This window comes from Arthrobacter sp. TmtSoilC77 (assembly GCF_059739415.1).
The window spans coordinates 303,571-328,232 of sequence record NZ_AP046050.1; the positions used below are offsets into that span (position 1 = coordinate 303,571).

General features: G+C 62.0%; 27 protein-coding genes. 12 read left to right on the forward strand and 15 right to left on the reverse strand.

Annotated features, from left to right (window positions below):
* The first annotated feature begins 5 nt into the window (after nt 1-5).
* The 3 genes from AC6I99_RS01480 (at nt 6) to AC6I99_RS01490 (ending at nt 2,744) form a co-directional block, all read left to right on the forward strand.
* Entirely contained in the window at nt 6-800 is a 795-nt protein-coding gene (locus AC6I99_RS01480) for a GAF and ANTAR domain-containing protein (RefSeq protein ID WP_224166079.1), read from the forward strand.
* 301 nt (nt 801-1,101) lie between these two features.
* A complete protein-coding gene (locus AC6I99_RS01485) occupies nt 1,102-1,560 on the forward strand; it encodes a hypothetical protein (RefSeq protein ID WP_224094801.1) in 459 nt (152 codons plus the stop codon).
* A 38-nt stretch (nt 1,561-1,598) separates the two neighbouring features.
* The gene (locus AC6I99_RS01490) at nt 1,599-2,744 is read left to right on the forward strand and encodes a glutamate--cysteine ligase 2 (protein WP_497943801.1); all 1,146 of its coding nucleotides are present in this window, start codon (nt 1,599-1,601) and stop codon (nt 2,742-2,744) included.
* Between the two features lie 129 nt (nt 2,745-2,873).
* Here AC6I99_RS01490 and AC6I99_RS01495 read toward each other — a convergent pair whose 3' ends face one another.
* Nucleotides 2,874-3,275: a VOC family protein gene (locus AC6I99_RS01495; RefSeq protein ID WP_216922497.1), complete on the reverse strand. Its 402-nt coding sequence runs from the start codon at nt 3,273-3,275 to the stop codon at nt 2,874-2,876.
* A gap of 10 nt (nt 3,276-3,285) precedes the next feature.
* Nucleotides 3,286-3,735, reverse strand: coding sequence for a helix-turn-helix transcriptional regulator (locus AC6I99_RS01500; protein ID WP_497943800.1), 450 nt, complete (start codon nt 3,733-3,735; stop codon nt 3,286-3,288).
* A 25-nt stretch (nt 3,736-3,760) separates the two neighbouring features.
* Between AC6I99_RS01500 and AC6I99_RS01505 the strand changes: the two genes are divergently transcribed.
* The 4 genes from AC6I99_RS01505 (at nt 3,761) to AC6I99_RS01520 (ending at nt 8,831) form a co-directional block, all read left to right on the forward strand.
* On the forward strand, nt 3,761-4,384 hold the full coding sequence (locus tag AC6I99_RS01505; protein ID WP_497943799.1) for an alpha/beta hydrolase: 624 nt from the start codon (nt 3,761-3,763) through the stop codon (nt 4,382-4,384).
* A gap of 312 nt (nt 4,385-4,696) precedes the next feature.
* Nucleotides 4,697-5,698 (forward strand): LacI family DNA-binding transcriptional regulator, encoded by a 1,002-nt coding sequence (locus tag AC6I99_RS01510; RefSeq protein WP_497943798.1) that lies wholly within the window; start codon nt 4,697-4,699, stop codon nt 5,696-5,698.
* Between the two features lie 8 nt (nt 5,699-5,706).
* Nucleotides 5,707-6,438 (forward strand): HAD family hydrolase, encoded by a 732-nt coding sequence (locus AC6I99_RS01515; RefSeq protein WP_497943797.1) that lies wholly within the window; start codon nt 5,707-5,709, stop codon nt 6,436-6,438.
* Between the two features lie 29 nt (nt 6,439-6,467).
* A complete protein-coding gene (locus tag AC6I99_RS01520) occupies nt 6,468-8,831 on the forward strand; it encodes a glycoside hydrolase family 65 protein (RefSeq protein ID WP_497943796.1) in 2,364 nt (787 codons plus the stop codon).
* A gap of 71 nt (nt 8,832-8,902) precedes the next feature.
* Here AC6I99_RS01520 and AC6I99_RS01525 read toward each other — a convergent pair whose 3' ends face one another.
* Together AC6I99_RS01525 and AC6I99_RS01530 are read right to left on the reverse strand one after the other, a co-directional pair.
* The gene (locus AC6I99_RS01525) at nt 8,903-9,103 is read right to left on the reverse strand and encodes a YegP family protein (protein ID WP_442016350.1); all 201 of its coding nucleotides are present in this window, start codon (nt 9,101-9,103) and stop codon (nt 8,903-8,905) included.
* Entirely contained in the window at nt 9,103-9,480 is a 378-nt protein-coding gene (locus AC6I99_RS01530; protein ID WP_497943795.1) for a hypothetical protein, read from the reverse strand. Before AC6I99_RS01530 ends, AC6I99_RS01525 begins: the two co-directional genes overlap by 1 nt.
* Nucleotides 9,481-9,666: 186 nt before the next feature.
* On the opposite strand from AC6I99_RS01530, the gene AC6I99_RS01535 reads away from it, so the two are divergent.
* Nucleotides 9,667-10,002, forward strand: a complete 336-nt coding sequence (locus tag AC6I99_RS01535; protein ID WP_497943794.1) for a hypothetical protein — start codon at nt 9,667-9,669, stop codon at nt 10,000-10,002.
* 75 nt (nt 10,003-10,077) lie between these two features.
* Here AC6I99_RS01535 and AC6I99_RS01540 read toward each other — a convergent pair whose 3' ends face one another.
* Entirely contained in the window at nt 10,078-11,592 is a 1,515-nt protein-coding gene (locus tag AC6I99_RS01540; RefSeq protein WP_497943793.1) for an HNH endonuclease, read from the reverse strand.
* Between the two features lie 175 nt (nt 11,593-11,767).
* On the opposite strand from AC6I99_RS01540, the gene AC6I99_RS01545 reads away from it, so the two are divergent.
* Nucleotides 11,768-12,310, forward strand: a complete 543-nt coding sequence (locus tag AC6I99_RS01545) for a MarR family winged helix-turn-helix transcriptional regulator (protein ID WP_497943792.1) — start codon at nt 11,768-11,770, stop codon at nt 12,308-12,310.
* Here AC6I99_RS01545 and AC6I99_RS01550 read toward each other — a convergent pair.
* Genes AC6I99_RS01550 through idi form a run of 6 tightly spaced genes read right to left on the reverse strand, consistent with a single transcriptional unit; the run spans nt 12,305 to nt 18,182 of the window.
* Nucleotides 12,305-13,504 (reverse strand): prenyltransferase, encoded by a 1,200-nt coding sequence (locus AC6I99_RS01550; protein ID WP_497943791.1) that lies wholly within the window; start codon nt 13,502-13,504, stop codon nt 12,305-12,307. The two genes, AC6I99_RS01545 and AC6I99_RS01550, sit on opposite strands and share 6 nt — an antisense overlap.
* On the reverse strand, nt 13,501-13,905 hold the full coding sequence (locus AC6I99_RS01555; RefSeq protein WP_497943790.1) for a lycopene cyclase domain-containing protein: 405 nt from the start codon (nt 13,903-13,905) through the stop codon (nt 13,501-13,503). The genes AC6I99_RS01550 and AC6I99_RS01555 overlap by 4 nt, the downstream gene beginning before the upstream one ends.
* Entirely contained in the window at nt 13,905-15,572 is a 1,668-nt protein-coding gene (gene crtI / locus AC6I99_RS01560; RefSeq protein WP_497959929.1) for a phytoene desaturase family protein, read from the reverse strand. Before crtI ends, AC6I99_RS01555 begins: the two co-directional genes overlap by 1 nt.
* Before the next feature lie 14 nt (nt 15,573-15,586).
* Nucleotides 15,587-16,489, reverse strand: coding sequence for a phytoene/squalene synthase family protein (locus tag AC6I99_RS01565; protein WP_497943788.1), 903 nt, complete (start codon nt 16,487-16,489; stop codon nt 15,587-15,589).
* Nucleotides 16,486-17,637 carry a polyprenyl synthetase family protein gene (locus AC6I99_RS01570; RefSeq protein ID WP_497943787.1) on the reverse strand — a complete coding sequence of 384 codons (1,152 nt, stop codon included), beginning with the start codon at nt 17,635-17,637 and terminating at the stop codon, nt 16,486-16,488. Before AC6I99_RS01570 ends, AC6I99_RS01565 begins: the two co-directional genes overlap by 4 nt.
* Nucleotides 17,634-18,182 carry an isopentenyl-diphosphate Delta-isomerase gene (gene idi / locus AC6I99_RS01575; RefSeq protein WP_497943786.1) on the reverse strand — a complete coding sequence of 183 codons (549 nt, stop codon included), beginning with the start codon at nt 18,180-18,182 and terminating at the stop codon, nt 17,634-17,636. Before idi ends, AC6I99_RS01570 begins: the two co-directional genes overlap by 4 nt.
* 104 nt (nt 18,183-18,286) lie before the next feature.
* On the opposite strand from idi, the gene AC6I99_RS01580 reads away from it, so the two are divergent.
* A complete protein-coding gene (locus AC6I99_RS01580) occupies nt 18,287-18,847 on the forward strand; it encodes a MarR family winged helix-turn-helix transcriptional regulator (protein ID WP_497943785.1) in 561 nt (186 codons plus the stop codon).
* Between the two features lie 4 nt (nt 18,848-18,851).
* Here AC6I99_RS01580 and AC6I99_RS01585 read toward each other — a convergent pair whose 3' ends face one another.
* Complete coding sequence (locus AC6I99_RS01585; protein WP_497943784.1) at nt 18,852-20,102, reverse strand: Nramp family divalent metal transporter; 1,251 nt, start codon at nt 20,100-20,102, stop codon at nt 18,852-18,854.
* Between the two features lie 144 nt (nt 20,103-20,246).
* Nucleotides 20,247-21,062, reverse strand: coding sequence for a CPBP family intramembrane glutamic endopeptidase (locus AC6I99_RS01590; protein ID WP_497943783.1), 816 nt, complete (start codon nt 21,060-21,062; stop codon nt 20,247-20,249).
* A 171-nt stretch (nt 21,063-21,233) separates the two neighbouring features.
* Here AC6I99_RS01590 and AC6I99_RS01595 point away from each other — a divergent pair, with 171 nt between their 5' ends.
* Complete coding sequence (locus AC6I99_RS01595; protein WP_224094829.1) at nt 21,234-22,340, forward strand: EAL domain-containing protein; 1,107 nt, start codon at nt 21,234-21,236, stop codon at nt 22,338-22,340.
* 18 nt (nt 22,341-22,358) lie between these two features.
* Here the strand turns inward: AC6I99_RS01595 and AC6I99_RS01600 are convergent, their stop codons facing one another.
* Nucleotides 22,359-23,252 carry an SGNH/GDSL hydrolase family protein gene (locus AC6I99_RS01600; protein WP_497943782.1) on the reverse strand — a complete coding sequence of 298 codons (894 nt, stop codon included), beginning with the start codon at nt 23,250-23,252 and terminating at the stop codon, nt 22,359-22,361.
* A 108-nt stretch (nt 23,253-23,360) separates the two neighbouring features.
* Here AC6I99_RS01600 and AC6I99_RS01605 point away from each other — a divergent pair, with 108 nt between their 5' ends.
* Nucleotides 23,361-24,116: a ZIP family metal transporter gene (locus AC6I99_RS01605; protein WP_224166099.1), complete on the forward strand. Its 756-nt coding sequence runs from the start codon at nt 23,361-23,363 to the stop codon at nt 24,114-24,116.
* 83 nt (nt 24,117-24,199) lie between these two features.
* Here the strand turns inward: AC6I99_RS01605 and AC6I99_RS01610 are convergent, their stop codons facing one another.
* A complete protein-coding gene (locus AC6I99_RS01610) occupies nt 24,200-24,643 on the reverse strand; it encodes a helix-turn-helix domain-containing protein (protein ID WP_224094833.1) in 444 nt (147 codons plus the stop codon).
* Nucleotides 24,644-24,662 lie beyond the last annotated feature (19 nt).

Sequence of the window (24,662 nt, forward strand, 5' to 3'; positions counted from 1 at the left end):
GAATCATGGACGAAATGCACGTTGATTTTGCGGTGCCGGACGATGTCCCAGCGCCGCCGGATACTGTCCCATCGCTTGACGATGTTTCGGTGCCTGAACAACTTCAGGACTTGGTGATCGACAGCGATGATGTAGCAGGATTCCTGCATGATCTTGCCGTCTTCTCCGCGGCCTCCGTCTCCGAAGCCGTAGGCCTGGACGTCCTGTGCGGCATCACTTTGAGCAGGCGACGCCGCACTGCAACCGTGGCCGGAAGTACCCATGAAGCGAGGCTGATCGATGAAGTTCAGCAAGCTTACGGCGATGGCCCCTGCCTGGAGGCCATGCGCACCCATGCCACGGTGCATGTGCCCGATACCTCCAAGGAGGAAAGGTGGTCCGAGTACTGTACTGTCATCGCGGAACGGGGGCACCTGTCGGCCCTTTGCGTCCCGCTGGAGTTGGATGAGGGGGCTACGGCAGCCCTGAACTTCTTCGCCCCGAAGGCCAATGTCTACGACGACGAGACAATCCGGAATTGTGAGTTGTACGCCAGCCAGGCCGAGCGTTCATTGAGGTTGGCCGTGAGGATCGGCGTCAAGCAGCAGCATGCCGAGGATCTTCAGGCGGCAATGCAGTCCAGGACAGTGATCGACTTGGCCTGCGGCATCATTATGGGCCAAAACCGCTGTAGCCAGGATGAGGCCTTCAGGATCCTCACCAAGGCTTCCAACGGTCGCAACCAAAAACTCAGGGACGTGGCTGAGCAGCTCATCAAGGCTGTGGCGGCCGAAGCTCCCGTAGCGCACTTTGAGCCCTAAGGGCCGTCGCCGGAGTTTTCATCCCCACCGTTAGGACCTGTGACGGACCTTGCACACTTGTGACGCCCGCCACTGATGAACTACATTCATAGGTGGGTTAAGCAGATAGCCCTTGGAGACTCATGACCTGAAGCCATCCAAGATGGTCCAAGAACTGCACCTTAAGCTGTGGCCACAATCGGCCGGCTCGCCGCGTGCATCCATGCAGGCCTCCTCGAGGAGCAATCAGCTTCTCCCGACGCGATTCAATATGTTGTCGGAACCCACCTCGCGGTGGATACGTGCATAAAGGAGAATGGCAATGACGCTTGGATCCCCTATTCCCGCCCCTAAACCCATGGTTGGGGCGAAACCCGCAACTTTTGACACCGCCACACGGCCTTGGTGCACTGTTTGCAATACTGATTCGTACATTTTTGTTGAGACCGTCGTAGAAGCAGAACCGAACCAATCCGAAATCGTTGAAGTCAGCTATACCTGCAGTGAGTGCGATACGTTTTACGCCCACCCCGTGCCCCTGGTTGAACTAGTACCGGAGATCCAAGCCGAATTCCTGTCTACGTCCGCATCCGGCCTGTGGTTCAGCTGCACGCATTGCGGCGAGCCCATGACGTTGGGACGCCCCTCGGAGAGCATCATCGAGCCACCCCGTAGCACCGACGACCCGGACGGCCCGAGCCTGTTCGAGGTCTATCTGCAAACGCAGGTGCTCCATTGCCGCTGCGGTTTCCAGATGGAGGTTCCGCGCCACGTGGGATAACCACGGCATCTAATTTCGTTACTGCGGGGAGGGTAGCTATGCGTACGTTTGGCGTCGAGGAAGAGTTGCTGATCGCAGATCCCGTTGACGGGATGCCGCTTCCGCTTGCTGCCGGCATTCTGGACATAGCTGCCCAACCCCACATGAACGCGGCAACTTATCCGGAAGCCGGGGATTCCCTCAAGTCCGAGTTCAAACAGGAACAGATTGAGGTGAATTCCCGGCCTTGCCGGACAGCAGCGGAGCTTCGCGACGAGATCCGCCTTGGCCGGGCATTGGCCGACTCGGCTGCACGGACCTTGGGCGCCAGGGTGGCAGCCTTGGCCACACCCCCCGAATTCCATGCGACGCCCACCCTGGGCAATCAACGCTACGCAACCATGGGCACCGAGTTCGGCCTTATTTCGCGCGAGCAGCTAACCTGCGGATTCCACGTCCACGTGGCGATCGAATCGCCGGATGAAGGCGTGGGCGTCCTGGACAGGATGCGCCAATGGCTGCCTGTGCTCCTTGCATTGAGTGCCAATTCTCCGTTTTGGATGGGCTCCGACACAGGCTTTGCCAGTTACCGGACCCAAATTTGGAACAGGTGGCCCACGGCCGGGCCAATGGATGTCTTCGGTTCGGCAGAAGGCTACCGCGGGGTGCTCGCGAACCTCCTGGGCACAGGCGTCCCCTTGGACGAGGGCATGATCTACTTCGATGCCCGCCTTTCCAGAGGCCATCCCACTGTTGAACTCCGGATCGCCGACGTCTGCCTGTACGCCGAGGACGCACTCACCATCGCGGTGATTGCCCGGGCTTTGGTGGAGACTGCGGCGACACAATGGCGGAAGGGGGAGCCGCCGTCGGACGCTTTGACCAGCCTGTTGCGCATGGCCAACTGGCGGTCCAGCCGCTTTGGCATCAACGATCAACTGATACACCCGACGGACCACCGGCCCTATCCTGCTGCGGATGTAGCGGGGGCCTTGTTGAGGCACGTACGCGGGGCGCTGACTAGATCCGGGGACCTGGCACTCGCCCGGTCCGGCGTGGCGAAGATCCTGCGCCGCGGCACGGGTGAACGTCTTCAACGTCAGGCTTACAACCGGCGGCTCAGGCTCTCCGATGTCGTTTCCGCCGCCATCGCCTCGACGCACGAGTACGGCGAACGCTCAAGCGCGGGCCTGTTGAGCCACTGATTGGTGGCTGCGGAACCGGGAAAAGCACCCCACATTCCGCGGAAAGTACGACGACCTGCGGAAAGCACGACGGCGGCAGGCCCGGTAAGTGCGCCGGGTACCCGCCGTCGTCGTACTGATACTGGGGCGTTAGCCCTGGTTGATGCGGATCATGTTCCCGGATGGATCGCGGAAGGCGCAGTCGCGGGGACCCCAAGGCTGCACAATCGGCTCCTGGAGCACTTCGGCACCCGACGCGCGCAGCTTTTCAAACGTCGCGTCGAGATCGTCCGTGTTGAAGACGAGCATGGGCATGACGCCTTTGGTGAGCAGCTCCTGGATGGCGTCGCCATCAGCCTGGGAGCGGCCGGCGTGCGGAGGGGAAAGAACGAGTTCGAGGTCCGGCTGCGCATCGCTGCCCAGGGTGACCCAGCGCTGGCCGTCCGAGCCGACGTCGTTCCGGACTTCCAGGCCGAGGGCGTCGCGGTAGAAGGCGAGCGACTCATCGACATCGTTGACGGTGACGTGTGCATACTTCAATGAAATGTTCATGTCTCACACGCTATTGCAGCTGTGAGACGGGCGCTTCTTCAATCCTGCTCAGGTTCTTATTGCCGTTTCTTTCAGGGCGCGTTTGCTGCTTCGCGATGCAGGTGGGCATCGCCTTCACTGCATGGTGCTCGCGCGAGCGGTATTCGCTGGGCGTTACGCCGACGATCTCCGTGAAGCGTGAACTGAAGGAGCCCAGGGATGTACAGCCCACCTCCATGCAAGCATCGGTGACGCTGGTTCCGGCCCGCAGCAGGGCCATGGCACGTTCGATGCGCCGGGTCATGAGGTAGTTGTAGGGAGATTCACCGTACGCGGCCTTGAACTGGCGGGAGAAATGCGCGGGGGACATGAGGGCGCCGGCCGCCATGGTGGGCACATCCAAGGGTCGCGCGTACTCGCGATCGATGAAATCGCGAGCGCGCCGCAGATGGGCCAGGTTGGCCAGTTCCTGCGGTGTCATGCGGCCAGTCTACTAGGCTCGTTCCATGGATTCAGTGGTCTGGTCGAAGCCCGAAAACCAGCGTGGGGGCACCCCGTTGCTGGTGATGATGCATGGCTACGGCACCAGCGAGCAGCGCATGGTGGACCTGTTTCCGTTTCTTCCCGCGGAATTCACTTGTGCGGCCCTTCGCGGCCCGAAGGAAATTGGCGACCACTACGGTTGGTTCCTCCTGGACTACTTCCTGACTAACGACTTCGCCGACGTCATCACTTCAACCAACTCCGTTTTCAACTGGATCAACACCGTGAAAGAGAACCACAGCAGCGTTAGCCTGCTCGGCTACTCGCAGGGAATGGCCATGGCCAGCACGCTCCTGCGGCTGCGGCCCCACGCTTTCAAGGCAACGGTTGGCCTGTCTGGGTTCGTCCTGGACAACGACCTCCTGGCGCTCAGCGAATCCTTCGATTCGCCGCCGCCGTTCTTTTGGGGCCGCGACAAGGCGGACCCGGTGATCAATGAAGACGCCATCGCCCACACCGACGAGTGGCTGCACGCGAACGTGGCTTTGACGGCGCGTACCTACCCGGGGATGGGGCACAGGATCGAGCCTGCGGAGCTGGTGGATGTCAGCGCGTTCCTTCGGTACTACGTTTTGAACGGGCACTGAGGGTTTTGAACGGTCACTGAGGGTTTTGAACGGGCACGGACGGTCTTGAACGGGCACGGAAGGCGAACGGGAGCTTAGGCGCAGGCTCTGGATTAGACGGCATTAGCCCCTCAGAATCAACCTTTCCGTGAGATTCGCGTCACAAATTCGCATTCGACCACACAGTATTGAATGACAAAATTGTAAGCGCTTACACTTTTGGCTTGCGGCCGCCCCAATGTGGGAGCTCTCCCCGGGTGCAGTGCCGCTATCCCAACGTGTAATCGAGTATGGAAAGGGTTGAGGCCGTGTTGCATGGTTAGGACTCACAGGGTGACAATCCAGGACGTCGCAGTCCTCTCCGGATTGTCCATTTGTACGGTGTCCAGGGCTCTGAGGAATCTCCCCAACGTTTCCGAAAAGGCCCAACGGCAAGTGGCGGAAGCCGCAAACAAGCTGGGCTACAAAGCCTCGGCAGCAGCATCCAGACTGGCGGGTGGCAGGACGGGTTCCGTGGCCATCATCGCCCCCACCGCTACAGCCTGGTTCTTCGCGCAGGCGGTGGAAGCGGCAGAAGAGGTCTTCGGCGACAGCGGCTACGACACCGTCCTGATCAGCCTTCGGAACAAGACCAGCGTGCGTAAGCAGGTCTTCGGCGATCTTGAACGGTTGGCGCAAAGGGTGGACGGGCTGCTCCTGCTCAATGTTGACCTCGACCCCGGGGAAGTGGAAGCCTTGGAGGCTTCCGGGCTGCCAGTCGCCAGCGTGGGCATGCGGAATGTTCCGTGGGACAATGTTGGTATCGATGACGAGCACGCAGCTTGGCAGGCCACCCAACACCTGCTGGGGCTGGGCCATTGGGACTTGGCCGTTCTCTCGAGCAATGATCACTCCGTTGTGACTGAGACCCCACGGTTCCACGGCTTCAGGCGTGCACTGGATGAACACCACCTCACCGTCCACCCGGACCTTGTGGTGGCTGCCGGGCCAAGCATCGACGACGGCCGCCGGGCAATGACCGAACTCATCACCCGCGGCGCACGGCCCACTGGAGTGTTCGCCCATTGTGACGAAGCAGCGTTCGGCGCGCTGATGGCCTTGCGGGAGCATGGCCTGTCCGTGCCCAAGAACGTTTCCGTGATCGGAATCGATGACCACCCCATGAGCTGGTTCCTTGGACTGAGCACTGTGGCGCAACCCGTTGCCGACCAAGGTGCCTTCGCCGCGAACCTGCTGTGCGAACGACTTTTGAATACAGATCCCCCCAACCCACCCTCCAACCACCTGCTCGATACCAAGCTCATCGAACGCAAAACCACGCGCCACAAGCGCTGAACGGAACTATGCACATGACTGATCTTCGTAATGCCTGGACTGGTGCTTCGGCGCTCTTGTTCGACCTCGACGGCGTGCTGACGCCCACTGCCGTGGTACACGAGCAAGCCTGGCAGGAGCTGTTCGACTCCTACCTCGCCGATGCCGGGCACCCGCAGGGATACCAGGAAAGCGACTACTTCGATCACATCGACGGCAAGCCACGCTTCGACGGCGTCCGGGACTTCCTGACCTCGCGCGGCATCACGCTGCCGGAAGGTCCGCTGGACGACGCCCCCACGAACGAAACCGTGCAGGGCCTGGGAAACCGCAAGAACGCAATCTTCAACGAGATCGTGGACACCCGCGGCGTCGAGCCCTTCCCCGGCTCGGTCAAGTTCATCAACGCCGCGCTTGAGCTGGGACTCAAGGTCGCCGTCGTGTCCTCTTCGAGGAACGCCCCCGCCGTACTGAAGGCTGCTGGACTTGACCACCACTTCACGGTGGTCGTCGATGGCCAGGTGGCCGCCGCCGTCGGACTTCCGGGCAAGCCTGACCCGGCCACGTTCACCTACGCTGCGTCCCTGCTGGACGTCCCCACCCAGGAATGCATCGTGGTGGAAGACGCCGTTTCCGGCGTGCAGGCCGGCAGTGCCGGCAACTTCCAGGCCGTCATCGGCGTGGACCGCGGCGCTGGCCGCCAAACACTGCTCGACGCCGGCGCCACGCTTGTGGTCGACGACCTCATCGATCTTCTCTGACCCTACTTTTCGAAGGACCTCTTTAGCCCATGGCACTCATCAGCTCTGATCGGCTGCGCTTTCCCTGCGAGCCTTGGAAGCTCGTGGAAAGTATCCACGTCCCCGGTGACGAGGGAACCCTGGAAACGCTGTTCGCCCTTGGCAACGGCCACCTTGGCGTCCGTGGCGCCCATTCCACGCGTGGCGACGGCGAACTTCCCGGCACGTTCATCAACGGCTTCCACGAAATCTGGGACATCAAGCATGCCGAGAATGCGTACGGCTTTGCGCGTACGGGCCAGCGGATTGTGTACGTCCCGGACGCCAACAATTTCACGGTATCAATCGATGGCGAGGCCCTGAGCCTGGCAGAATCCACGGTGCTGGACTATCACCGAAGTGTGGATTTCTCCACAGGCGTCTATGAGGAAACCACCACGTGGGCTTGCCGCTCCGGCGCTACGGTCACCACGGTGGAACGCCGCGCCGTCGGGTTCGATTCGCGCGGATGTCTTGGCCTGGAACTGACCGTCAGCGCTGACCGCGACGTGTCCGCGGACATCGTTTCCGGCGTCGTAAACCGCCAGGACCAGCCTGTGGAGGACCACTCGGTCCATGACCCCAGGCGATCCGGCCGGCACGCCGGCCGTGTCCTGTTGCCGCTGCACCTCCAGGGCGCCGATGGCTCCTTGCGCCTGGCATGGGAGACCTCCGAATCCCGCCAGCGCATCGCGATGGCCGTGGATCACTGGATCTCCGCGGAAGGCCAGCCCTTCGAGACTGTCGTGGCCGAGGACGAATCGTCTGTCCGCTACGTCCTGGCCATCAACAGCGGTGAAGCGTTCCGTCTGGAGAAAACGGTCAGCTACGTCGTGGCCGGGCGCACCCTGACGGACGATGACGACGGTGGCGAGAGCCTGACGGCGGACGCCGAGGCAAACCTGGTGCCGTTCTCCGAAATCCTCGCGCAGAGCCAGGCCCACTACAGCCAGTACTGGACAACCGCGGACGTGGCAATCGGCGGCCAGCCCGAACTCCAGCAGGCCGTGCGGTGGGCGCTCTTCCAGCTGGCCCAGGCAACAGCCCGCGCCGGGGTCGCCGGCATTCCCGCGAAGGGCGTAAGTGGCTCCGGCTACGAGGGCCACTACTTCTGGGACCAGGAGGTCTACCTGCTCCCTTATCTGACGTACACCAATCCAGACGGTGCCCGGAAAGTGCTCGAATCACGGCACGCCATGCTTCCGGACGCGCGTGTCCGCGCCAAGGAACTCAGCGTGGACGGAGCCCTGTTCCCGTGGCGCACCATCAATGGCCTGGAAGCGAGTGCCTACTACGCCGCCGGAACAGCCCAATTCCACATCGCAGCGGCCATCGCGTTTGCCGCCAACCGCTACGAGTGGGCCAGCGGCGACGCCAGCTTCCGCGCCGACATCGGTGCCGACCTGCTCATTGAGACGGCGCGCATGTGGGTCTCCCTGGGCTTCTTCGGCAAGGATGGCCTCTTCCACATCCACGGCGTCACCGGGCCCGATGAATACACCGCAGTGGTCAACGACAACCTCTATACCAACGTCATGGCACGGTTTAACCTCCGAGCTGCCGCTGCCTTGGAACACGAGGGCATTGCTGACACGGAACGCTTGGTGTGGCGCCAAGCTGCCGAGCGCATGTCCCTCCCTTACGATCCTCACTTGGAGGTCTTCAGCCAGGACAACGACTTCATGACCTTGGAGCCTTGGGATTGGAATACGCCCAAGTCCAAGTACCCTCTCCTGCTGAACTTCCACCCGTTGGTGATCTACCGGCACCAGGTCCTTAAGCAGGCCGATACCGTCCTAGCCATGTTCCTCCAGTGGCAGGACTTCTCAGCCGAGGAAAAGCAGCGTGCCTTCGACTTCTACGATCCCATCACCACCGGCGACTCCACCCTGTCCGCCTGCGTGCAGGGCATCATGGCTGCCGAAGTTGGGTATGGCGACGTCGCACTGAAGCATTTCACCGAAGCGTTGTTCATTGACCTGGACAACTCACACGGCAACACGATCGATGGCGTCCACATCGCGTCCACCGGCGGAATTTGGAGCTCGTTGGTCTGTGGTTTCGCCGGAATGCGTGACCAGGGCGAGGTGCTGCGCTTCGATCCGCGGCTGCCCGTGGAGTGGGACGGCCTCTCCTTCCGGCTCAAGGTGCGTGGTCGCTTGCTGTCTGTGGAACTCATTCAGGGATCCATCGCGCTGGCGCTCGTTACCGGCTCGGGCTACAGCGATGAACCACTGCTGATTCGGGTTCGGGATCACGACGTCACCGTCAGCGCGGACACCATTACGGTGCCGCTGGAGACTGTACCCGTCCCGCCGCCGTCGATCTTTCCCAGCGTCTTCCCGACGGCAGGACTGCCAATCGTTCGGGCATAGGCCGGCACGGCTCTTTGGGTCGGTTGCAGTATTAGCGGTTGTTCCCCCGCGGGAGCAACCGCTAATGCGGCTCAGTGAGGCGAGGGAAACGTCGATGTGTGGTCCTCGATGAGGCCACTCGCTGCGATTTCCCTCAGCGTGTAAATAGCCTTGGCTGCTGCGCCTTTGTCCCTATAAGTGACGGTTAGCGCGAGTTCGATCCCGTCGTCATCGACGAGGCGTACCCTGCAGTCGCCGCCAGTGGCGTCAACGACTTCGAAATGCCCCGCCATTAAGCGGCACCCGGCTGCATTGCCTCTGCCGTATCTGTTTCGGCCCCCTGCGTGTTGGCCCCTTGCTGATGACCAAATGCGCGACGCCGATCCAACTCGTTGTTGATGAGCTCCAGAAGCGCTTGGGCCGGCTCGGACAAATGATGGGTATCGGCCGAGCCCAGCTGGTCGCAATGGATGAGGACGTGGCGGATGCGCTCAAGCTCGCGGGATGGAACCAAAGGCCAACGGTGGAACAGTTGCCGTACGGCTATCGCCCCGAGGAGGGCGTCGGGTTTGTTGGGCGCGACATGGTGCCCTGCTGCTCTTCTTCGAGCGACAGCAGCCGCGACTCCATGTGCGAGGAGGATCTCGGATTTGAGGGAATTGGGGGCCATGCGGACCTCCCGAAATAGTGCGAGGGAAGCCGGCTGCGTGACTTTCAATCAAGCTTACAGAATGTGAGTTATGTCATGTCAATCATTACGTTATCTGTGAAAGGGGCAGGATGGGTTCGGGCGTTGGTGCGGGCAGCCAGGCCATCCCCAGCCTGCACTCCGGTTGGGATTGTTAGGCTGGAACGCATGAATCGCCGCCTTGCAACATTGTCCGCCGTGCCCCTCTTCCTCCTCCTCGCCGGCTGCGGCTCCGTGCAGGAAGCAGCCGGGAATGCTGCCAGCGATGCAGCCTCGAAGGTAGCAACTGCTGCTGCCGAGGAGGTCAACAAACAAATTTGTGCTGTGGTCCAGGACGGTTTGGTGAGTGTTGAGGACAAGCAGGTACTCAGTGGGCTGGTCACTGCTGCCCGCACCGCCGGTGTTCCGGCTGAAATCACGACTCCGCTGAACCAGATTGCTGAGGCTGGCGACGACGTCCCGGCTGAGTCGGTCCAGGCATTGAAGGAAGCTTGTTCGGCATAGCCCCTGTTCGACATAGTCCTGGTTCTTCATAGCCCTGGTTCGACATGGTCCTCGTACCCGGCATCCGCTCCGGTGTCAGTTCCAACTGATGCGGTGCAGCACGTCGTTTTCCAGCCGCATCCCAGCCATGGAGAAGTGGGAGGCTGGCGAAGCTGGTGACCATGACGCTGTTTCGGGCGCCTCTGCCTGCACGGGTGAAGTAGGCGCCGGTGAAGTGGGTGCCGATGAAGGCGGTGTTGGTGAAATTGCCGGAAAGCGCGTGTGGCCTGGCAGTGGTGGGGCTTTGGATTGGTAGGTGTGGCCGGTGGGGGTGCTGATTTCGAGGTGATGTCGGCTGCCGGGGATTGTTTTTGCGTTCCGGCCGGGGTTTTCTTTGGTGTGGTTGCAGGCTTCGCAGAGCCCGGCGCCGTTTTCCAGGCTGGTGGGTCCGCCGTTGTGCCAGGGGATGATGTGGTCGATGTGGCGTATGGGCGCGTCGCAGTAGGGTGTGCGGCAGGTGTCGTCCCGGGTTTGGATGAAGCGTCTCATCCCGGGTGGGAAGAGCCGGGCTTTGGAGTCCATGGCCAGCAGTTCGCCGCTGGCGGGGGCTGTGTAGAGCCGGCGGAGGTAGACGTTGAATGCCTTATCTTCCGTGGACTCCGGGCTCCCCTCGGATTGTGCTCCGGTGAGGAGGGTTCTGGCCCATCCGGCGGGGACGGTTCCGTAGCCTTGGAGCCGTGCTGGTTCGGTGTCGGCTTGGAAGAGGGTGCGGTCGGTCATGACGAGCTGGATATTGATGGCGCTGATGCCGCCGGGGGTGCCGGTGAGGCGTTGGACGAGGGTGTCGGCCATGACTTGTCCTCGGGTGCGGGTGTCTCCGCCGGCGCGTGCTGATTCGGCGGCCCGGGTGAGGGCGGTGTAGGCGGCGACGCCTTGGGCTGCCGGGAGCAGGGCGGTGAGGATGGTCATGGTGTCCGGGGCTGGGCGGAGGCTGATGTGTCGTTCGGACGCGGCCCGGGCCGCGCGTTGGGTGATGGTGCGCGGGTCGCGGCGGTAGGCGGCGGCTCGTGCGGCGGCGGTGATGGTCCGGTCGCCGGCGCCGTTGAAGGTTCCGGTGTCGGGGGCGAGTTCCTGATCTACGGCGGCGCGGTCTTCGATGGAGAGGCAGGCTGTTTCCTTCACGAGCAGGGTGGCCCGCCATTCGTTCAGTTGTCCGGTTTCCAGGGCGGCCATGGTTCGGGGCATCTCGGACACGAGGGCCTTGGCGAGTCCGAGGAGGCGGGAACCGCGGTTGGGTGATTCCCGCCGCGCCAGGGCGATCTGCGCGCCAACCCCCTGACCGAGGTCCGGGGAGGGGACGCCGCTGGCGGTTTGTTCGCGGCGCTGGGCCAGGTCAAACGCGACCGCTGTCCGCGCCTGCAACGCCGCGATCGCTGATTTCGCGTCTTCCAGGCCCCGAATCTGATCGATCAACTCGTTGCTGTCCGCGCTGACCCGGAAAGAACCCAACACGGACAGCAGCTCCTGAACCCCAGAGCCACCAGGCACAGGCAATGAAACAGGCACGGCGGAAACCGCCTTAGCTGCTTGGCTCGCCCCGTTCCGCTCCATACCCATACTTTGACACCACTCCTTTTCGTTAGGGACAGCCCAACATTCCTATGTGGAAAACCCTCGAAATCTTGTTCAGGATCCTCCGAATCATGCTTCCCTGTGTTCATCCAGCGCAGTGAATTAGGATCAGATGCTAGGGAAACAAGCTTCACGCTTATCGAAGGATCATGGGATGGACGCAAACGGCCACGCTAAGGGCTATTGGTACGGCAAGGACCCTGGGCAGAAAGCCCTTGCCGTTGATGTCCTGAATGCCCTCCGGGATTATCGTGTCTCGGAACAGGCCATGCGCAGGCGGACCCGTTCGGCCATGGGCATGGGTGAAAAGGACCTCCTGGCCTTGCGGTACCTTTTCGAAGCGGAAGCGGCGGGCAAGGTGATGAAACCCAAGGACCTGGGCGATCGCTTGGGCATAACGTCAGCGTCAATGACCACACTGATTGATCGTTTGGTGGAATCCGGACACATCCGGCGGGAATCGCATCCGTCGGATCGTCGGGCCTTGATTCTGCGGCCTACAGCCGGTTCGGACCAGGAAGTCCGGCACACACTGGGCGGAATGCATCGCCGGATTTTGGACGTCGCAAGCGCGCTGAGCCCGGAAGAAGCACGCGTGGTGATGGACTTTCTTGAGCACATGCGCCAGGCCGTGGACACGATCGACGAAGACCCAACTGATGAACAACCCAAGGGCCCGGAATCTACCGCTTCATGACGTCAGGTTCCACTGCAGGATCAGTATCAGCGTGACCAGGAAACCCGATCCGTAGTTGAGCCAGATGAAACGGCGCCATGCAGTGTTGGTGCGTGCCGCCGTCGTATCCGTGACGTTCCACCAGGGAGCGCAATTGGCGATATATGGGACGGCGATTGCTGCTGCGAGCGGCCCGGGCCACGGCGTGGCCAGCATGGCGAGACCCGCAACAAGCCAGAGTACGACGGCGAGCCGCACCGTTCGCCGGGCACCGAAGACTGTCGCTATGGAGGCGATATTTGCCTGCCGGTCCGGTTCGATGTCCTGGACGGCTCCAAACGCGTGAGCCGCCATGCCCCACAAGAAGAATGCGGCGAGCAGGATCATCAGTCCCGGCGTCATCTCGGCACCCGCCAACGTCAGAGCCACGACGGCGGGACTCACGAAGTGCGTACTCGACGTCAGTGAGTCCAGGACAGGACGTTCCTTGAAACGTAGTCCCGCCACGGAATAGGCGACCACAGCGAAGGCGCTCACAGCGATGCCCAGCCAAGTAGCGGGGCCACCCGCAACCGCCAGCACCACAAGGAATGGCACATTGGTGATGGCGGCGAGCCATAGCATTGGCCGGTGCAGCCTCGGTTGAAGCAGGGCGCCTTCAATGCCGCCTTTTCGAGGGTTTTGCAGGTCCGAGGCGTAGTCGAACACATCGTTGATCCCGTACATCGCCAGGTTGTAGGGGATGAGGAAATACAGCGTGCCGACCACCAGTACCCAGTTGACCTCTCGGGTAGCCAGGAACATGGCTGCAGCGAACGGATATGCCGTGTTGATCCAACTAATGGGCCGTGACGCGAGCAGGGCTTGGGGGATGAGACCTTTGGGGTTCCTGCGCTGTGCCGCCTCCCGCCCCCGCGTCAACCAAACCCAGAGCCCGGGAAGAACCAGCACGCCCGCCAAAGGGTAGGCGAAGTCCTCTACCGGCGCCAGCCCGATCGTCAGGCCCAGAATGTGTGATGCGTCGTAGTGGAAGAGCTCCATCCCGATCATCACGGAGTCGAATACAGCCGTCAGCACCGCCAGGGCCCCGAAGGCAAGGCCAGCCGCCGTCCAATGCTGCCTGGCTTCGCGGGAGTTGGCGCCCTTCCGGACACAAACCACGCCCACAATGACCGCTGCCGCAACGAACACGAGCGAGAGCCACAGGTAAGTCATAGGTTCTTCTTCTCAAGTCGCCGATCCTCAAGTCGCCGATCCTCAAGACACCGACTCTCAAGCCGCCGGTCGCCCTCATGAGGCAGCATGGAGCGGGCAAGCATCTTCCGCGCTCCTGTATAAAGCACCATCGTGCACAGCACCAGGAACAGCAGGAAGACAGGCTCTTCAAGGGGCAATTGCGGTCCGAGCATCACCCCGGTTGCGATTGCGCCCTCACCCCGCAGGAAGATTCCCAAACCGATTCCGGCCAGGTCCCAGCCGAGCAGGAACAAAACCCCGACGGCGGTCACGATCGCCGCAGCTCTGGCGTCGCGCCAGAAGAACAGTCGGAACCGGTGGTCCAGCAGCAGCATGCACAGAGTGCCGATCAGCAGCACAGCAAGATAGACGATTCCCATCAGGGCAACCTGCCGGCGGTACGCTTCATGCGGTTGGGGTCGATAACGGTGGGCCCGGGGCTGTTGTCACCGCGAATCCTTTTCAGCACCAGTTCCGCACTGATGAGGCACATGGGCACGCCTACGCCTGGTGCGGTGGTGGCACCGGCGTAGAACAGCCCCGTCACCCGCTTGGAAGTATTCTGGGCACGGAACATTGCGCTCTGTGCCAGGGTGTGTGCCGGGCCGAGCATGCCTCCGCGCCAGGAGTTGTAGTCGCGGGAGAAATCTCCGGGTCCGATGGTCTGCCGGACCACGATCCGTTCACGGAGATCAGGAATGTTGGCCCATTCCGAGATCTGGTCGATGGCGGCGTCGGCAGTCCTCTCGATAAGGGAGTCACCTGCGCCGTCCGGCCCGCCTGATCCGATCCCGGGGTCCGCAGGTATGGGGATCAGCACAAAGAGGTTCTCGTGCTCCGGCGGGGCAACGCCTGGGTCTGTGGCGCTGGGTTTGCAAACATAGATGGAAGCGGGATCCGGGATGCTGGGCTGATTGCCGAAGATCGACTCGAAGTTCGCTTGCCAGTCCCTGGTGAAGAACAAGGAATGGTGCGGGAGTCCGGGCAACCGCCCCTTCACACCGAGCATCACCAGCACGGCACCAGGACCGCTGGTTCGGCGCTGCCACCACGTGGCCGGATAACTCTGGTCCTCAGCGGCCAACAGGGCGGTTTCCGTATGGTGCAGATCCGCACCGGAAACGACGATGTCGGCAACGCTGAAATGCTCACTGCCGTGCTTCTCCCGCCACCGGACGCCGGTCACCTCGCGTTTGGTGGTTCCAGGCAATCGACGACGGCGGCCCAAGCCGCCCAGATGCCCCTTGCCTCCGGCCCGGGCTGCTTCGCGGGTGGTGATCTGGACGACCTCCGCGCCGGTCTGGATGCGTACGCCGGCTTCACGCGCTAACGCTTCGAGACGCTCCACGAGCTGTGTGAAGCCACCCATGGGGTACTGGACGCCGTCGCCAAGATCCAGTGCGCTCATCAAGTGGTACATGGCCGGCGCATCAGCAGGATTGGTGCCCAGGAAGACGGCCGGGTAACCCAGGACCTGACGCAGCACAGGGTGGTGAAAACGCTGGGAGACAAACTTTTCCAGCGGAGTGAGCAGGAGGCGGGCCAGCTCCGGCAGGGCGCGCAGGATCTCGGGCTGTAGGAGTGATTGTAGCTTGGTGAAGGGGTTATAGAGGAAGAAGCGTTCAGCCATGTCCGAGGTGTGCTTTGCCGAAGCCAGGTAGGCTGCGAGGCGCTGTGCGCTCCCTGGTTCAACCCGCTCGAACGTCCGCATGACGTGTTCACTGCCCAGTGGGATAGTGAGCGGATCCTGCCGCCCGTCGTCGTGCTTTGGTTCGGTGAAGACCCGGTAGGCGGGATTGAGTGTTTGAAGATCGAGCTGTTCCGCTGTGCTGGTTCCCAGCAGGCCGAAAAAGTGGTCAAAGACGCCAGGCATCAAGTACCACGACGGTCCGGTGTCGAAGCGAAAACCGTTCCGCTCCAACGTTCCGGCTCGCCCTCCCACGTGGTCGAGCCGCTCCAGAAGTTGCACCTCATGCCCTTCCCGCGCCAGGAGCGCAGCGGTGGCAAGCCCAGCAATGCCACCGCCTATCACGACTGTCCGGGTCATTCGCGCGCGCATCATCATCGGTGCTCCAGCCAGGTTGCTGCGACTGCCCGGGCCGCGAGTCCTGCCTTGAAAACGTCAGGGACACGCACACGGGACCGGTAGAGCTCGTCAATGTTTGTCTGTTCTATGCGGCGCGTCAGGGCAGCAAACAACGCCAGGGCACTTCTCACTGCGGCCCGGGCGTCATGCGGAAGAAGGGGAATGACGGCGTTGGCATCGTCCAACTGGGCGCGGATCGTCTTCACCCATTCCAGACGATCCCGGTCCTCAAGATGGTCTGCCACACCCAGATAGTTGCGGCCCAGCCGGGCCGTGTCATCGGAGAGGTCGCGCAGGAAGTTGATGTTCTGGAAAGCAGCGCCCAACCTGCTGGCGCCATACCGCAAAGCCGCGGCATCGCCGTCGTCGATGTTCTCCCCGCGCATGAAGACGCGAAGGCACATCAGCCCAACCACCTCGGCGGAACCGTACACGTACCCCTGATGAGCCCCGGCATCAAAGCGGAGAGGAACGGCGCGCGTTGGCGTGCGCTCGCCGAGGTCCGTGCGCATTGAGGCGAAAAAGGGGTCTATCAGGGACTCATCTATCCCCGCAGCCCGTGCCGTCTGGGCGAAGGCGTGGATGATGAGATCGCTGCTGTAGCCGATGTGGAGCGCCCGGTGGGTTTCATCGATGAAGTGGTCCAAGGCGTCGTTCTGCTGTTGGTGACTCAGGCCGGCTTCGGCAGTGACGCCGTCAACGAGTTCATCGGCCACACGCACCAAAGCGTAGATGTTGCGAACATGCTGGCGGTGGCGGGGTCCAAGGATCCGGGTTGCGAGCCCGAATGAGGTGGAGTAGGCAGCAATGACCTGGTTTGCGGCGCGTTCGGCCGTCCGTGTGAAATGCCCAAAGGACGTGTCGACATCGATGCTCATGATTGCCGTCCTTCCAGTTGTGCGGCTAGATCGATCAAGACGTTGCGTGCGGTTTCGGGAATGTTTGCGGCATGACCTCGTAAAATTTCGTGGAAGTGTGCCAGTTGCTCCCGGATCAGGCCTTGAACGAAAGCCTCGGCCCCGCAGTCGCTGAGCTGCCGGCGTACGTGCTCCGCCTCCGGCCGGCTAAGTTCGGACCGACCAAACCATGGCTCAATCGCCGGCCAGGCGCTGGTCATCCGCGCATAAGCAATGATGGCTGTTTGTTTGCCTTCACGGAGATCGGAAAAGGGATCCTTGCCGTGCTGGCGCGGATCCCCGAAGGTGGACAGAAAGTCGTCCTGGAGTTGGAAGGCCAGCCCAAGATGCCGGCCCGCCGTGGCGAGGACCGATTCCATGGAAGCATCAGCGCCAGCCAAAGCGGCGGCCGCACGAAGCGGAAGTTCGAAGGTGTAGGTGGCGGTCTTGTATCCGCACATCATGAGGATTGTCTCGAGTTCGGGGGCGATGACGCCGTCGCCCAGGCCAACATCGAGTTGCTCTCCGGCCACCGTCTCGTTGATTGTGTGTTCCAGGAGATCGAGGAGCCGGAGACGCAGAGGGTGGGGCAGGTCCGCCCTTGCGAAGGCCTGATGGGTGGCGGCCAACAACAGATCGCCCATCAGGATTCCGCCCGTGCGGGCCCAATGGAGTATTGCCTGTTCTCCGGGCTGGCTATCGGCGCGGGGTAGTCCGGCTTCCGCGAGCGGGAGGCCGGCTTCCGTCAGGAGGGACCCGATCAGGTTTGGCCTGCCGCGGCGGACGAGGTCGCCGTCGATCACGTCATCATGCAGGAGGAAGGCGTAATGAAGGAGCTCGACGGCGGCCGCGATGCTGATGGCGGTCTGCCGGTCTGGATGATGATCAGAGCGCATCCGGGGCTCTTGCAGGGCGTCGTACATTTCCATCAGGAGCAGCGGGCGGACGAATTTCCCGCCGAGCACGTTCTCGCCGGCAATGGCCCAAAGACGGGCAAAACGGGGACCATACGGGGCCGCTGCAAGGGCTCTGACGGACATGAGTCCACCCAGTTCGTCCTCGATGGCGGAGCAAAGATCGGTTCTGCTGCGATCGGTTTTGATGCGCGTGGCACCGGACGTGACAGTCATGCTTGTGCTCCGAGCGCCAGAGCCTGGGCTTCGACGAGCTGGGGAAATTGCAGTGCCAGCCATGGGCTGAAGGCAGCAGGAGTCCTGTCCAAGGCTTCTGCAAGGAGTCCCGGCGACATCCAGGCGTAGTCAGACACTTCCAGCGGATTTGGCCGGAGCGACCCCAGGACCCGGGCCACGTAGACAGGGCAAAGCTCATTCTCGACGATGCCCGAGGGGTCCACGGCGCGGTAACGGAAGTCAGGGAGAACCAACTCTATCCGCCTCACGTCCACTCCCAGTTCATAGTGCGCGCGACGGAGAACAGCGTCCTCGGGGTCCTCGCCGGGAGCCGGATGCCCGCAAAAGCTGTTGGTCCACACCCCTGGCCACGTCTTCTTCTCGGGGGAGCGGCGCGTAAGGAGGAGCTCGCCGAGGTCATTGAGCAAGTAGCAGGAAAAGGCAAGATGCAGTGGAGTTTCCTGGGTGTGGACTGCTGCTTTGGAGGTTTCGCCGATGGGCCTGCCGGCGTCGTCGAGAAGGACGACCATTTCCGTCGCGTTCATCTTTGCCCTTCCTCCGGCCCCTTGAACGTGGAGATCACTCCATTATTGCTAGACAAGCTAGCTAGAAGGCTACCATGTATGCAGTTAGGTGTAACATACTCAGAATGAACAGACCGGATGAAATCGAAGCCTCGGTTTCCACCGGCATGTATGACATGGACGTCAATGATCCCGGGCGCGAACTGGTAGACCGTGAGGGGCTATCCCGTGACGATGTTCAGCAGATCAGCCAAGTCATGGCCTCGCTTGAAAGGTTGCGTGAGGCCGAACAGCGGCTCTCTGAGACCTCGCTGAAATTCATGAAGGTCAACCACTCGGATATGCGGGCCCTGCACTACCTGATCGTTAGCGCCAATAGCGGAGTCATTGCCACCCCCGGCGCCATTGCTGCACATCTGGGCATTTCGACGGCGTCCACCACCAAACTTCTCGACCGGCTGGAACGCGCGGGGCACATCGCAAGACAAGCGCACCCCACAGACAGGCGCGCCCTTGCGATCGCGATCACCCCTGAAACGCACGAGACGGCCATGCGGACCGTAGGGCGCCAGCAAGCACGGCGTTTTCTGGCCGCCGCCCGACTGACTCCAGAGGAGCGTGAAACCGTGATGCGCTTCCTGGATGACATGGCCAGGGAGCTTTCTGTGGGGGACGGTGCGGTTTAGTGCTTTAGGAATGGCCGGTGATAGTCAGTGTAATGAGCACTATGTTCAGCCCGACGATCAAAGTTGCACTCGTCCAGCCTGCTATCTTCAATGGCTTGGAGTCCGCATGGATGCCCATGACTTCCCGCTTGCCGGTGAGTCTTATGAGCGGGATCAGCGCGAAAGGAATACCAAAGCTCAGCAGGACCTGGCTCAGTACCAGGGCCAGGGTGGGCTCAACGCCTGCTCCCAGAACGATCAATGCCGGAATGAGGGTGATCACGCGGCGGGTCAGCAAGGGGATGCGTACTTTTAGCAGGCCGCCCATGATGGTTGCACCGGCATAGCAGCCTACCGATGTCGATGCGAGGCCGGAGGCCAACAAGCCGATTGCGAACACGACGCCGATAGCCGGACCAAGTGCCGACGTCACGGCCGCGTGGGCACCGGCAATCGTGTCTGTTCCCTCAATGCCCCGGAGGCTGGAGGCAGCCAGCAGGAGCATCGAAATGTTCACCACACCGGCAAGCAAAAGGGCGCCCACAACGTCAACGCGGGTTGCGCGGATCAGCCGCGTCCGCACCGCCGGGTTCTCTGAGAAGCCGTGGCGGTCCCGCGCCAAGGCCGAGTGCAGGTAGATTGCATGCGGCATCACTGTGGCACCGAGCATGCTTGCTGCCAACAGGACTGTATCGGTGCCCTCAAAGCGGGGGAGCAAACCGCCCAGTGCGCTTCCGGCGTCCGGAGGGTTGACGAACAGGCCGGATACAAAACCGACGGCAATGATTCCCAGCAATACCAGGATCGCGTACTCGAAGGAGCGCTGGCCGCGGCGGGACTGCAGCGCCAAGAGCATCATTGATGCGAGGCCAACGATGATGCCGCCAGCCAGTAGGGGTAGCCCGAACAAGAGATTGAGTGCAACCGCACCGCCAATCACCTCGGCCATGTCCGTGGCGCCGGCTACGATCTCGGCCTGCGCCCAGTAAAGACGCCGGCGCCTGGTGCCAAGCCGCTTGCCGAGAATCTCCGGAAGGCTCAGGCCGGTAGCCAGGCCAAGCTTCGCTGATTGGTACTGCACAAGGACTGCCATGGCGTTGGCTGCAACCAGCACCCACACCAGTAAATATCCGTAATTGGCTCCGGCCGTCAGGTTTGCGGCCACATTGCCGGGATCGACGTACGCGATCGCCGCCACGAACGCAGGGCCAAGCAGGAGAAGCCGCGACCATAGCTTTGCTGGTGCGGGTCGTCTTTGCAGGGTGGGGACGGCCAATGTCTTATCCTCGTCTTCGCGGAGATCTGTTCTGAGGATAACCGAAAGTTAGGCATGCCGAAAAGTGTTCTTTAGGCGCACCGCCTCGGAGGCATCAGTACGGAGGCCTCAGTACCTAGGCCTCAGCACAGGAAGTTTCCGAGGTCAGTACAGGAAGATGGGCAACCAGTCGCGGTTGTGCGCATGGACCAGCGCCAGGAACAGGACGAAATCGAAGAGCAGATGAACTGACACCACGTAAGTGAAGGACTTCGTCAGCTTGAACGTATAGCCCTGCAGCAGCGCGAACGGGAAGGTAAGGAGGGGACCCCACGCCTGGTAACCGATCTCCCACAGGAAGGACGAGAAGATCACGGCTTGCAGGAGGTTGGCCAACCAGTCGGGGAAGTGTTGGCGCAACAGCGTGAACGTGGTGCAGATGAAGAACAGTTCGTCCCAAATGCCCACGGAGTTCACTCCGAGGAAGAGGCGCCAGAAAATGGTGGGATCGGACGCGTCCGGCCAATTGTGGTAGACGCCCGTCCGAATGAGGTAGGCCGGGAGGATGAAGTACCCAAGCGCTACGACGCCCACCAGGTATAGCTTCGCGGCGAGCGGCCATGGACGGCCCGTGTTGACCGGAAATTTGATGGTCTTTTCGTTGTACAGGTAACGGGATACAAGCCACGGAACCAGCACGGCCAAAGCAAGGGCGCCACCCATGAGTGTCATGTGTCCGATGCTGAGATCCGCGTTCAGGGGTACAAGGCTGATGATGACCATTCCGGCTGCTACCACTGCCAGGTGCCGCATCAGGCCGTGGTCGATGAATACAGCGGTGACAATGCTGGCCGCCACGAGTGCGTAACCGAGAAAGTCATTGCCCAGAGCGAAAAGTGGCACCCCGGACAGGGATAGCAGCCCCGCTGGCAAAAGCTTCCAGGTGAGCGCGGTCCGGGATTCCGTGGAAATCGACATCACACCTCTAGCATCCCAGTGCTGGCTGCCGCACGACACGGTTTTCCTGGACTGCATCAGGCCCCTAACTGGAACGCGGAGTTTCTCTGTAAGATTCGTGGCAGGGCCCAAGCTTTTTCGGGTTCAGGTCATGTCTGGCTTAGCCAGCGGGGGATACTCATAAAGGAATATTCAATGGCTCAAGAGGCGGGCTCTTTTCCACCGGGCGGCGGTGCTGACCACCCATCAGCGGAGGACGTCGAGGCGTCCACCTCTGCCCGGGACATGACCATGCGCGAACAGGTGATGGACATCATCGATGCCATCCTCGGTGATTCCGATCCGAAGAGTGAAGGGCCCAGGAACAAGCTTCGCCAGCTCATGGAGGCTCGTCCGGATGATCCCCAGGGCGCTTTGCTGGAGCACCTGCTGGAAACACGGAAGGTTCCGGCCCCGGAGCCGGCGGTTCCGCTTCTACGGGAAGTTTCCAGTGTCCACCTTGAGTCCTCCGATGCAGCGCGAACGGTAACCGTTCCCGTCAGCCAGGAGGTTCGGGAAGACATCCAGGCAATACTGGCGGACAAGCTTTTGTTGACGGCCTTCCAGCCGGTCCATGCACTTCCTGACGGAAATGTGGTGGGCGTCGAAGCGTTGACCAGGTTTGTCGGTGAGGACGGCGCGGGTGCGGATGTCTGGTTCCGCGAGGCCGCGGAAGCGGGCCTGGGGACTGAATTGGAGATCGCAGCCCTCCACTGCGCGCTGACTGCGGCCAAGGACGTCCCCCATGACATGTATGTTGCCTTGAACCTCACTCCGGCGACCTCCCGTGACCCAAGGGTTCGGAACCTGCTTGCTGCTGCTTCGCTGGCGCCGGAACGGATCATCGTGGAACTAACCGGCAGCCTGGAACCCCTGGAAGGCCAAACGCGCGACGACGGACTCGGCCAGTTGCGCTCGCTCGGCCTGCGTGTTGCTGTCAGCGCCTCCGGGGCAGGTTTCGTTTCCATGGACCTCCTGAGCGAGCTGAGCCCGGACATCATCAAACTCGACCGCCATCTCATTGAAGGTATCGAAGGCAGCGAGGGACAACGGATCCGTGCCAGGGCAGTGGTCGAGCTTGCCCGGGAAGTTGGAGCTGCTGTGGTTGCGGAGGGCATTGAAACTCCCTCAGAACTCAAGGAAGTCACGGCGTTAAAGGTGACTGCCGCCCAGGGATATTTGCTCGGACGCCCCTCGGTTCACCCCTTGGACTGGTCCGCCTGGAGCATCCGCGCGCAAGCTGAGGCCCAGCCGACGGGCTAGTTTCTTCGGGGTTCGCGATCACTGTTCGTGCGGATCCGTTCCCACGTACGTCCCCGGCGGCATTCCGGCGCCAAAAACAGGCCCGGGATCCGGTCGCTTGGGGTGTCGGTTGTCCTCGGCCAGCCTTTGCGTGAGACGTTGAAGAACCCAGGGAACCAGGTGTTCCCGCGCCCAGACGATGTCGTCCGCCCTCGCCTCCCGCCACGTGCGTGGAGGCAGGGTCTTGGGAACCATCGGCTCCAAAGTGTGCGGGACATTGAGCGTATCCAGCACCATCATGGCGATTGTGTGTTGGCCCAGCGGGGAGAAATGCAGCCGGTCCGGATCCCACATTTGCGGGTTGGTGAGCTGGCGCAACGCCCAGAGGTCGGCGATCACGGCGTCGTGGCGGGCGGCGATGATGCGCATGTTTTCGTTGAAGATGGCTACTTTGCCACGGGCATGTCCGAGCACTGGGGTTGCACCCCAGTCGGGGCCCGCGAACAGCAGGATTGTTGCGCCTGTGTCCGCCAGGACTTTCACGCCGGAATCAAGTTCTAGGGCCAGTTTGTCGGGATCGCTCCGGTGGAACAGCAGGTCATTTCCACCGGCGTTGAGCGTAATGAGATCCGGCTGCAGGTCAAGGGCCGGGCCCACCTGCTCTTCCAGGATCTGGTGGAGCAGCCGGCCGCGCACTGCAAGGTTGGCGTACGCGAAGTCCTCGTGGCCGGCGCTCAATTCTTCAGCGACCCTGTCTGCCCAGCCCCTCAGACCGCCGGGGCTGCCGGGCTCCGGATCGCCTACCCCTTCAGTAAAGGAATCGCCCATCGCCACGTAGCGGCTCCACGGGTGCAGGCGGGTCCCGAATCCGGCGGGACCACCCTGCGCCGGACTTCCATTCCGGCCACGACCGTCGGCGCTGGGCGCGTTCATTCCCCCATATTGCGCTCTCCCGCGGCGCAGCGCCATGGGTTGTGCGGATCGGTAGTAAGTGTGCTTACCATGCAGGTTCGAGCCGGTTGCGTGGAAGGGCAAGGAATCATGCCGATGTGGCTGCAGGCGCTGATGTGGGGAACTGTTGCCGGAGGGGCGTTGGTCCTTGGATCCGGAATCGCCTGGCTATGGAAAGTCCCGCCAAAGGTTGTATCAACCATCATGGCCTTCGGCGCAGGCGTGCTGATTTCGGCACTCGCCTTCGAGCTCGTCGATGAGGCGGTGGAGGGCGGCGGCTTGTTGCCGACGATCGGAGGATTCCTTGCGGGGGCTGTGATCTTTGTCGGTTCGAACGTTCTCCTGAACCGTGCAGGCGCCAAGCACCGCAAGCGCTCCGGCGGACGGCAGCCTTCCGAGAAGGACTCGCCAGGCAGCGGCACGGCCATTGCGGTTGGCGCACTCATCGATGGCGTGCCCGAATCGGTGGTCCTCGGGCTTGGGCTTCTCGCTTCAGGCACCGTCAGCCCTGCCATGCTCGCCGCAGTTTTCATTTCCAATGTTCCTGAAGGACTGTCCAGCACGGCGGGGATGAAGAAGGCGGGGCGCAGCCGGGTCTACGTTTTTGGAACGTGGACCGGGATAGCCGTCTTCAGCGGGCTTGCCTCCCTGCTGGGATATACGGCGCTGGAGAATGCACCCGAGGCCCTGATCGCCTTCATCACCGCCATCGCCGCAGGCGGCATACTGGCCATGCTTGCCGACACGATGATTCCTGAGGCCTTCGAGGAACACCACAACCTGACCGGATTGACTGCAGCTGTAGGCTTCCTCACCGCATTCACCATCCACCGCACTGGAGGTTGAGGGGGCGGCACGGGCGGGTGATAAGCCGCTAGGCAGAAGAACGACGGCGGGACGCACCTATGGCGCGTACCGCCGTCGTTCTTTCAGAAGCGGATGTGTACTGCGAAGCTGGCCTCGGGGTGGCCGGTGTAACGTGATGCGGCGTTGCGGGCAGCCTCCGGTATATCGATGAAGCTCCGGGCTGTAGTTGTGAGCCCCGGGTAGTCGTCGAATGCCAAGGTTAACCGGCCGTCAGCAGCGTGCTTGATATGCACCGTGATGACTGTTTTTGGTGTCTCCGGCGGAAGCCCGGCTGTGGTGAGCGAGTAGTAGGGCGTGGTTCTTCCGCGGATGTCGGCAGGAACGTTTGCCCGGATGGACCCCTCTTCCTCGAGCTCGGAGAGGCGGGCCTTGACCGTATCTTTGCATGCCGTGACGCCGTGGGTGATGTCTGATACTTTGCTTGCGCCATTGCGAGCAAGGTAGTTGAGGATTTGGCTTCTGGTGAGTTGGGTTCGGGTGGGGGCTTTGATGGAAGTCGTTGTCATGGCCGTGTCCAAGCGGTCG